General features: G+C 72.3%; 7 protein-coding genes. 4 read left to right on the forward strand and 3 right to left on the reverse strand.

Annotated elements, in window-relative coordinates; genetic code table 11:
* Genes hydA through LWC33_RS12145 form a run of 3 tightly spaced genes read right to left on the reverse strand, consistent with a single transcriptional unit; the run spans position 1 to position 3,595 of the window.
* A complete protein-coding gene (gene hydA, locus LWC33_RS12135) occupies positions 1-1,413 on the reverse strand; it encodes a dihydropyrimidinase (protein WP_372476596.1) in 1,413 nt (470 codons plus the stop codon).
* Positions 1,410-2,756, reverse strand: coding sequence for an aspartate aminotransferase family protein (locus LWC33_RS12140; RefSeq protein WP_233304398.1), 1,347 nt, complete (start codon positions 2,754-2,756; stop codon positions 1,410-1,412). Before LWC33_RS12140 ends, hydA begins: the two co-directional genes overlap by 4 nt.
* The gene (locus tag LWC33_RS12145) at positions 2,753-3,595 is read right to left on the reverse strand and encodes a nitrilase-related carbon-nitrogen hydrolase (protein WP_233304399.1); all 843 of its coding nucleotides are present in this window, start codon (positions 3,593-3,595) and stop codon (positions 2,753-2,755) included. The genes LWC33_RS12140 and LWC33_RS12145 overlap by 4 nt, the downstream gene beginning before the upstream one ends.
* Positions 3,596-3,842: 247 nt before the next feature.
* Here LWC33_RS12145 and LWC33_RS12150 point away from each other — a divergent pair, with 247 nt between their 5' ends.
* From LWC33_RS12150 to LWC33_RS12165, 4 genes are read left to right on the forward strand one after another with little or no spacing between them, the layout of a single operon-like run.
* Positions 3,843-4,724 carry an ABC transporter permease gene (locus LWC33_RS12150; protein ID WP_233304400.1) on the forward strand — a complete coding sequence of 294 codons (882 nt, stop codon included), beginning with the start codon at positions 3,843-3,845 and terminating at the stop codon, positions 4,722-4,724.
* Positions 4,721-5,548, forward strand: a complete 828-nt coding sequence (locus LWC33_RS12155) for an ABC transporter ATP-binding protein (RefSeq protein ID WP_233304401.1) — start codon at positions 4,721-4,723, stop codon at positions 5,546-5,548. Before LWC33_RS12150 ends, LWC33_RS12155 begins: the two co-directional genes overlap by 4 nt.
* Complete coding sequence (locus LWC33_RS12160) at positions 5,545-6,474, forward strand: ABC transporter permease (RefSeq protein ID WP_233304402.1); 930 nt, start codon at positions 5,545-5,547, stop codon at positions 6,472-6,474. Before LWC33_RS12155 ends, LWC33_RS12160 begins: the two co-directional genes overlap by 4 nt.
* Positions 6,471-7,628, forward strand: a complete 1,158-nt coding sequence (locus LWC33_RS12165) for an ABC transporter substrate-binding protein (protein WP_233304403.1) — start codon at positions 6,471-6,473, stop codon at positions 7,626-7,628. Before LWC33_RS12160 ends, LWC33_RS12165 begins: the two co-directional genes overlap by 4 nt.
* Positions 7,629-8,630 lie beyond the last annotated feature (1,002 nt).

An 8,630-nucleotide genomic window follows, 5' to 3' on the forward strand; every position in this document is an offset into this window, starting at 1 on the left:
TCAGCGCAGGTACTGGCACGTGTCGCGGGACAGGAACGCGCCGTGGCCGGGTGAGCCGAGGTACTCGCCGCCGGCGATGATCACCTTGCCGCGGGAGAGCACGGTCTCGACCTTCCCGGTGGTGGTCCGGCCGTCGTAGCAGGAGTAGTCGACGGCCATGTGGTGCGTCTCGGCCGAGTGCGTGTGCTCCGCGGTGGGGTCGTAGATCACGATGTCGGCGTCGGAGCCGGGCGCGATCGTGCCCTTGCGCGGGTAGAGGCCGAACATCCGGGCCGGGGTGGCGCACGCGAGCTCGATCCACCGGCGCCGGGAGATGTGCCCGTCGACGACGCCCTGGTGCAGCAGGTCCATCCGGGTCTCGACGCCCGGCAGCCCGTTCGGGATCTTCGTGAAGTCCCCGCGCCCCAGCTCCTTCTGCCCCTTGAAGCAGAACGGGCAGTGATCGGTGGAGACCACGGAGAGGTCGTCGTTGCGCAGCCCCCGCCACAGCGCGGCCTGGTGCTCGGCCGGTCGCAGCGGCGTCGAGCAGACGTACTTGGCGCCCTCGAAGTCCGGCCGCGCCAGGTCGTCCGTGGACAGGAACAGGTACTGCGGGCAGGTCTCGGCGAAGGCGTTGACGCCGATCTCGCGGGCGTGCGCGATCTCGGCGAGCGCCTGCTGCGCCGACAGGTGCACCACGTACAGCGGCGCGCGGGCGACCCGGGCCAGCTGGATCGCCCGGTACGTCGCCTCGGCCTCGAGCAGCGCGTGCCGGACGTCGCCGTGGTAGCGCGGATCGGTCTGCCCACGGGCGAGGGCCTGCTCGGCGAGCACGTCGATGGCGATCCCGTTCTCCGCGTGCATCATGATCAGGCCGCCGGTCTCGCCGGCCTTCTGCATGGCGCGCAGGATCCGCCCGTCGTCGGAGTAGAAGACGCCGGGATAGGCCATGAACAGCTTGAAGCTGGTCACGCCCTCGCCGACGAGCACCTCCATCTCCTTCAGCGAGGAGTCGGTGACGTCGGAGAGGATCATGTGGAAGCCGTAGTCGATGGCGCACTTCCCGGCGGCCTTCGCGTGCCAGGCGTCGAGACCCTCGCGCAGCGAGCGGCCCACCGACTGGATCGGGAAGTCGATGATCGTGGTCGTGCCGCCCCACGCGGCCGCGCGGGTGCCCGTCTCGAAGGTGTCCGCGGCGAAGGTCCCGCCGAAGGGCATCTCCATGTGCGTGTGCGCGTCGACCCCGCCGGGGATCACGTAGCGGCCGGCCGCGTCGAGCTCGGTGTCGGCGCGGAGGTCGAGCGCACCGGGTGCGGTCAGCGCGACGACCTTCTCGCCCTCGACGAGGACGTCGGCCACCACCTCGTCGGCGGCGGTGATCACGGTGCCGCTGCGGATCGCGAGGGTGGCGGAGCGTGCGGAGCCGGTGCTCACGAGGCACCCCCGCGCGCCGCCACGGCGGCCGACTCGAGCGCCTCGACCAGGATCGCCAGCCCCTCCTCGGCCTCCTCCGCGGTGAGCGACAGCGGGGGAGCGATGCGCAGGGCGTTGCCGTGCAGTCCGCCCTTGCCGACCAGCAGCCCGCGCTCCCGGCAGCCCTCCAGCACCACGGTGGCGAGCGCCGGCGCCGGCCTGCCGGGGCTTCCGGAGTCCGGCTCCACCAGCTCGACGCCGATCATCAGGCCCTTGCCCCGCACGTCGCCGACGATCGGGATCCGGGCCGCCCGCAGCCCGTCGAGCAGGATCCGGCCGACCTTGGCCGCGTTGGCCTGCAGGTCGTGCTCGCGCAGGTGCCGCAGGTTCGCCAGCGCCCCCGCCGAGGTGATCGGGCTGCCGCCGAAGGTGGAGATCGAGTTCGCCGGCAGGTTGTCCATGATCGACGCCGGCGCGATCACACCGCCCATCGACAGCCCGTTGGCGACGCCCTTGGCGAAGGTGACGATGTCGGGGACGGGGCCGCCCTGCTCGACGTGCGCCTGCCAGCCCCAGAAGTGCTCGCCGGTGCGGCCCCAACCGGTCTGCACCTCGTCGGAGATCCAGAGGATGTCCCTGGCCCGCAGCACCTCGGCGAACGCGCCCAGCACGCCGTCGGGCCCCGAGGTGAAGCCGCCGACGCCCTGGATCGGCTCGGCGATCAGCGCCGCCACCCGGCCGTCCGTCTGGTCGAGCACGTCCTCCAGGTCGGTCACGCAGGCCGCCACGAAGTCGTCGTCGGACAGGTGCGCGAACGGCGAGCGGTATCGCTGTCCACCGTGGACGTAGTAGGTCTGGAAGGGCGAGAGCGAGGTCGGCGACCACGCGCTGTTCCCGGTGATCCCGATCGTCGAGAAGGACCGGCCGTGGTAGCTGTTGCGCAGCGCCAGGATCTGGTTCGCGCCGTTGCGGGCGCTGGCCAGCAACAGCGCGGCGTCGTTGGCCTCCGTGCCGCTGGTGGTGAGGAAGACCTTGGCGTCGGGGATGCCGGAGACCTCGGCGATCTCCTCGCACAGCTCCACCATCGGCCGGTTCAGGTACAGCGTCGACGAGTGGACGATCTTCGCGGCCTGCGCGGCGACGGCCTCGGTGATCGCCGGCAGCGCGTGCTCGGTCATCGTGGTGAGGATGCCGCCGAAGAAGTCCAGGTAGCGGTTCCCGTCCGCGTCCCAGACGTGCCGCCCCGCACCGTGGTCGAGCTCGATCGGCTCGGCGTAGTAGAGCGAGAGCCAGCTCGGCAGGACCGCACGGGTGCGGTCGTACAGCTCGCGCCGTGCCGATGACCCGCTCGCGGACGCGCTCATGACTGCACCAGCGGGCCGTAGGCGTCGGGCCGGCGGTCGCGGTAGAAGGCCCACTGCTGGCGGACCTCGTCGATCATGTCGAGGTCGAGGTCACGGACGATCAGCTCCTCGTCCGTGCCGGAGCCGACGTCGCCCACGAACTGCCCACGGGGGTCGACGAAGTAGCTGGTGCCGTAGAAGTCGTTGTCCCCGTACTCCTCCACGCCGACCCGGTTGATCGCGGCGACGAAGTACTCGTTGGCGACGGCGGCGGCCGGCTGCTCGAGCTGCCAGAGGTAGGCCGACAGCCCGCGGCTCGTGGCGCTGGGGTTGAACACGATCTCGGCGCCGGCGAGGCCCAGCGCGCGCCAGCCCTCGGGGAAGTGCCGGTCGTAGCAGATGTAGACGCCGACCTTGCCGACCGCGGTGTCGAACACCGGCCAGCCCAGGTTGCCCGGCTTGAAGTAGTACTTCTCCCAGAACCCCTTGACCTGCGGGATGTGGTGCTTGCGGTACTTGCCGAGCACCGTCCCGTCGGCGTCGATCACGGCGGCGGTGTTGTAGTAGTTCCCGGCGCTCTCGAGCTCGAAGACCGGCACGACCAGCACCATGCCGAGCTCCTTCGCGAGCGCGGCCATGCGCTGCACGGTCGGCCCGTCGGGCACCGGCTCGGCCCAGCGGTAGTGCTCGGACTCCTGGACCTGACAGAAGTACGGGGCGTTGAAGACCTCCTGGAAGCCCATGACCCGGGCGCCCTGCTCGGCGGCGGCACGGGCGTAGGACTCGTGCACGTCGATCATGGACGCGGTGTCGCCGGTCCACTTGGCCTGGAGGATCGCCCCCCGGACGGTTCGCGACATCGAAGCCCCCCTTCGCGCGGAACGTGGAGCGGCCACCTTGCTGCCGCGACGCCTGCGCGCGCAAGGGGTCATCGGCGCGACGACCCACGATCGTCACCTCCGGTGCGCGCGCCGTCACCCCGTTGCCGAGTCGTGACCACGCCGGCCCGGATGAGAGCACCGGGAACCTGTCGGTAACGCGGTGGTCATGCCAATCTCTCAGGATTCGCCATCGTCCGGGATCACCGCCGGCGAGCGAGGGGGCTGCATGGGGAGCAGGGGCGGTCGGAGGCTGCGCGCCGCGGCGTGGGCTCTCGCGGGGTTCGCCCTGCTGGTCGCGCTGTGGGAGCTGGCCAAGCTCGTCCTGCCCGCCGGTGGCGTGACCCTCGGCGGCACCCGGGTCCTGCCCCGCACCGACGACGCCGCGATGCCGCACGTGTGGACGGTGCTGGCCCGGCTGGGTGTCCCGGAGGTCGCGGGCGCCGCGGAGCCGCGGTCGGTGGCCGCGGCGATCGCCTCGAGTGCGCTGTTCACCCTCGGCCTCGCGCTGGGCGGGCTGGTGCTCGGCGGGATCGCCGGGATGCTGCTCGCCGTGCTCATGCAGCGGTTCGCCGTCGCGGAGAAGGCGGTGCTGCCCTACGTGATCGCCTCGCAGACCGTCCCGCTGATCGCGATCGCGCCGCTGGTCGCGGGCTGGGGAGGGAAGATCGCGATCGCCGGCTGGGCCTGGCAGCCGTGGGCCAGCGTCATGGTGATCTCCTCCTACCTCGCCTTCTTCCCGATCTCGGTCGGCATGCTGCGCGGGCTCACCTCCCCGCGGAGGGCCGACGTCGAGATGTTCCGCAGCCTGGCCGCGGGCTGGTGGACCACGCTGCTGCGGCTCCGGCTCCCCGCATCGGTGCCGTACCTGGTCCCGGCGGTGCGCCTGGCCGCGGCCGCCGCGGTCGTCGGCGCGATCGTCGCGGAGATCTCCACCGGTACCCGCGGCGGGATCGGACGGTTGATCATCGAGTATGCGCAGTCCGCCACCGGCGATCCGTCACAGATGTACGCCGCCATCCTCGGCGCGGCCGTCCTCGGCCTGGTGGCCGCGGGCGCGGTCGGGCTGCTGGAGCTGGGGCTGCGCCGCTACCGGGGGAGCGTCGCGTGACCGGCACCGGGACCGCGGCCGTGGAGCTGCAGGGGGTCGACAAGGCCTTCGGGTCGGTGCGGGCGCTCGCCGGGGTGGACCTGACGATCGACGCCGGCGAGTTCGTGTCGCTGATCGGCCCGTCCGGCTGCGGCAAGTCGACGCTGCTGCGGGTGGTCGCGGACCTCGAGGAACCGACCGCCGGATCGGTCGCCGTCGCCGGCACGAGCGCCCGGCAGGCCCGGCTCGACCAGCGCTACGGCATCGCGTTCCAGCAGGCCGGCCTGCTCGACTGGCGGACCGTCGCCGAGAACGTCGAGCTGCCGCTGCAGGTCCACGGGGTGGGGAAGGCGGAGCGCCGGCGCCGGGCGGCGGAGCTGCTCGAGCTCGTCGGGCTCACGGAGTTCGCGGGGTCCCGGCCGGCCGAGCTGTCGGGCGGCATGCAGCAGCGGGTCGCGATCGCGCGGGCGCTCGCGCCGAGCCCGCGGTTGTTGCTGATGGACGAGCCGTTCGGCGCCCTCGACGAGATGACCCGCGAGCGGATGCAGGCCGAGCTGCTGCGGATCGCGGGGGAGACCGGGGCCGCGGTCCTGTTCGTGACGCACTCGATCCCCGAGGCGGTCGTCCTCTCGGACCGGGTGGTGGTGATGTCACCGCGGCCCGGTCGGATCACCGAGATCATCGCCGGGCGGCGCCCGCCGGTGGCCGCCGACGACCTCGTACCCGACTCCCTCGACCCCGAGGCCGTGGAGGACGTCCGCGAGACCGGCGCGTTCTTCGAGGCGGTCACCGCCGTGCGGGAGGCGCTGCGCAAGGGCGCCGCGACGGACGGGCCGGCGGGATGAGCGCGGACGGGAGCAGAGCCGTGGGGTCCGGCGGGGCCGGCGGGACCGGTGGTGTCGGCTCCGGTGGTGTCGGTGGCTCCGGTGGGGTCGGTGCTGTCGACGCGGCCGGTGGTGTCGGTGGCGCAGGCGGGGTCGGTGCCGTCGTCGGGCGTGGGCGCCGGTTCCGTGGCGCGTCGGTCGTCGTCGCGCCGGTCCTCTTCGGCATCGCGGTCCTCGTGCTGTGGCAGTTGGTCGTCACGGTCGGTGGTCTGCCCGCCTTCCTGCTGCCGGCGCCGACGGCGATCGCCGAGCAGATCGGCGCGCAGCTGCCGGTGATCCTCCAGACGACCGCGGTGACCGGCGGGAACGCGCTGGTCGGGCTGGTGCTCGGGTTCGTCCTCGGGGTGCTGCTCGCGATCCTCGCGGCCGGTGTGCGCGTGGTGTCGGACCTGATCACACCCGTGGTGCTGGCCGCGAGCGCGATCCCGATCGTCGCGCTGGCGCCCGTGTTCACCACGATGTTCGGCTCGACCACCGAGATCCCGCGGCGCCTCGTCGTGACGGTCGTGGTCGTGGTGCCGGTCTTCGTCTCGACGGCCCGCGGGCTCCGCCAGGTCCGCCCGGTGCACGACGAGCTCATGGTCGCCCTCGCCGCCACCCGTCGTCAGTACACCCGGTTCGTCCGGCTGCCCGGGGCGATCCCGTACGTGATGACCGGGCTGCGGCTCGCCGCGCCCGCCGCGGTGATCGCCGCGATCGTCGCCGAGTACTTCGGCGGCCTGCAGAACGGGCTGGGCAGCCGGATCTCCTCGGCCGCCGCCAACACCGCCTACGCCCGCGCGTGGGCCTTCGTCGCCGCCTCGATCGTCCTGGGGCTGCTGTTCTTCCTCGCCGGGCTGCTCGCCGAGCGGCTCGTGACCCGCAACCGCCCCGGAGGTGCCTCGTGAAGAGACCCCGTTTCGGCCGCACGGCCCTGGCGGCGATCGGCGCCGTCGCGGCCGTCGCGCTGGCCGCCTGCTCCACCACGCCGGCCGGCCAGCAGGCCTCGGGCGGCGCCACGACCGCCGGCGGCCTGCAGCCGGTGACCCTGCAGCTGCAGTGGTTCACCCAGGGCCAGTTCGCCGGCTACCTGGCCGCGATCGACCAGGGCTACTACCGGGAGAAGGGGCTCGACGTCCGGATCAAGGAGGGCGGCGTCGACATCGTCCCGCAGACGGTGCTGGCGCAGGGCCAGGCGGACTACGCGATCGCCTGGGTGCCCAAGGCCCTCGCCTCGCGCGAGCAGGGCGCCGCGATCACCGACGTCGCACAGATCTTCCAGCGCTCCGGCACCCGGCAGGTGGCGTTCGCGGACAAGGGGATCACCCAGCCCGCCCAGTTCGCCGGCCGCAAGATCGGAAACTGGGGCTTCGGCAACGAGTTCGAGCTGTTCGCGGGCATGACGAAGGCCGGGCTGAAGCCGTCGGACGTCACTCTCGTGCAGCAGCAGTTCGACATGCAGGCGCTGCTCTCGGGCGAGATCGACGCGGCGCAGGCGATGTCGTACAACGAGTACGCCCAGGTGCTGGAGGCCCAGAACCCCGCGACGGGGAAGCTGTACCAGCCGTCGGACTTCACGCTGGTCGACTGGAACTCCGACGGCACCGCGATGCTGCAGGACGCGATCTGGGCGAGCACCGACAAGCTCTCCGACCCCGCGTACCAGGACCGGACCGTGCGGTTCGTCGCGGCGTCGATCAAGGGCTGGGCGTACTGCCGGGACAACGTCAGCGCCTGCCGCGACATCGTGGTCAAGGCCGGGTCGAAGCTCGGCGCCAGCCACCAGCTGTGGCAGGTCAACGAGGTCAACAAGCTGATCTGGCCGTCGCCCGCCGCCGGCGCCGGCACGATCGACCCGGCGCTGTGGGCGCAGACGGTGAACGTCGCCCGCACCGCCGTCAACGCCGACGGCCAGACCGTGCTGACCAAGGACCCCGACCCGCAGGCCTACACCAACGACTACGTGACCAAGGCGATCGCGATGCTCAAGGGGGAGGGGGTGGACGTCGTGGGCGCGAGCTACCAGCCCGAGACCGTCACCCTCAACCCCGGCGGCAACTAGCAGAAGCACCCCGACGAGGCGCCCGGGCCCGGGCCCGCAGGCCCGGGCGCCCCGCTGCGTTCCGAGGACGCGTCCCCCGCGAGTCGCGCTCTGGGCTCCCGCGAGTCGGGCTGTGGGCTTCGGCGAGTCGGGCTGTGGGCATTGGCGAGTCGGGCTGTGGGCATTGGCGAGTCGGGCTCCGGGCTTTCGCGAGTCGGGCTCTGGGCTTCCGCGAGTCGGGCTCTGGGCTTCCGCGAGTCGGGCTCTGGGCTCCGGCGAGTCGCGAGCTTCTCGACGCCCTCCGCTCGTGATCAGCGTTTGTGTGCAGCGGCGGCAGCTCGAGCAGCCGCACGTGCACGTCATGAGTGATCATCAGCCGCGGTCGGCGCAGTGATGAGGTGTAGCGACGCCGTGGCCAGCCGCCTCCGTGCCGTGGTTGCCCTTCTTCGACGCACGCTCCCGACCCTCCGCCCCATGATCGAGTCTGAGTGCAGCGACGGCTGTCTGGCCGGGCGCACCTGCACACCACCAGCGATCACCAGGGGCTGTCGCCGCGTTCATGATGTGCGGTCGGTGCAGTGGTCAGGACTTCCGTGCGGTTGCGGCCGTCCGAGGAGCCCTGCGCGCACGCCTCCAGTGATCACAGAGGCGAGACGCGGGGTGGCGCACCGCGTGTCGGGAGTTCCGGCACCGCGAGTCGCGGGGTTCGGCCCGCCCGTGCGCCCACACTCGACGGGTCCTCGCCCATCCACTGCGGCACCGCCGCACACTCCGTCGTCGCACCCCACACTTCGTCGACGGGGTGTGTCTCGCTTCGCGGGGTGTGCGAGCCGGCCGCGCGGACGATGGCGGAGCCGGCAGCCCGATCTGCCCTCGTGGATCTGCCGCCCGCCCGTACCTGCCGCCCGCCCGTACCTGCCGTCCGCCCGTACCTGCCGCCGCTCGTCGCGGCGGCCAGCACACCCGGTGTAGAGTGTTCCCGATTTTATTGACACCGGTTTAGGCTGCCAGGTCGGTTAGTTC

The sequence above is a fragment of the Pseudonocardia terrae genome, from assembly GCF_021343995.1.
Taxonomy (GTDB): Bacteria; Actinomycetota; Actinomycetes; order Mycobacteriales; family Pseudonocardiaceae; genus Pseudonocardia; species Pseudonocardia terrae.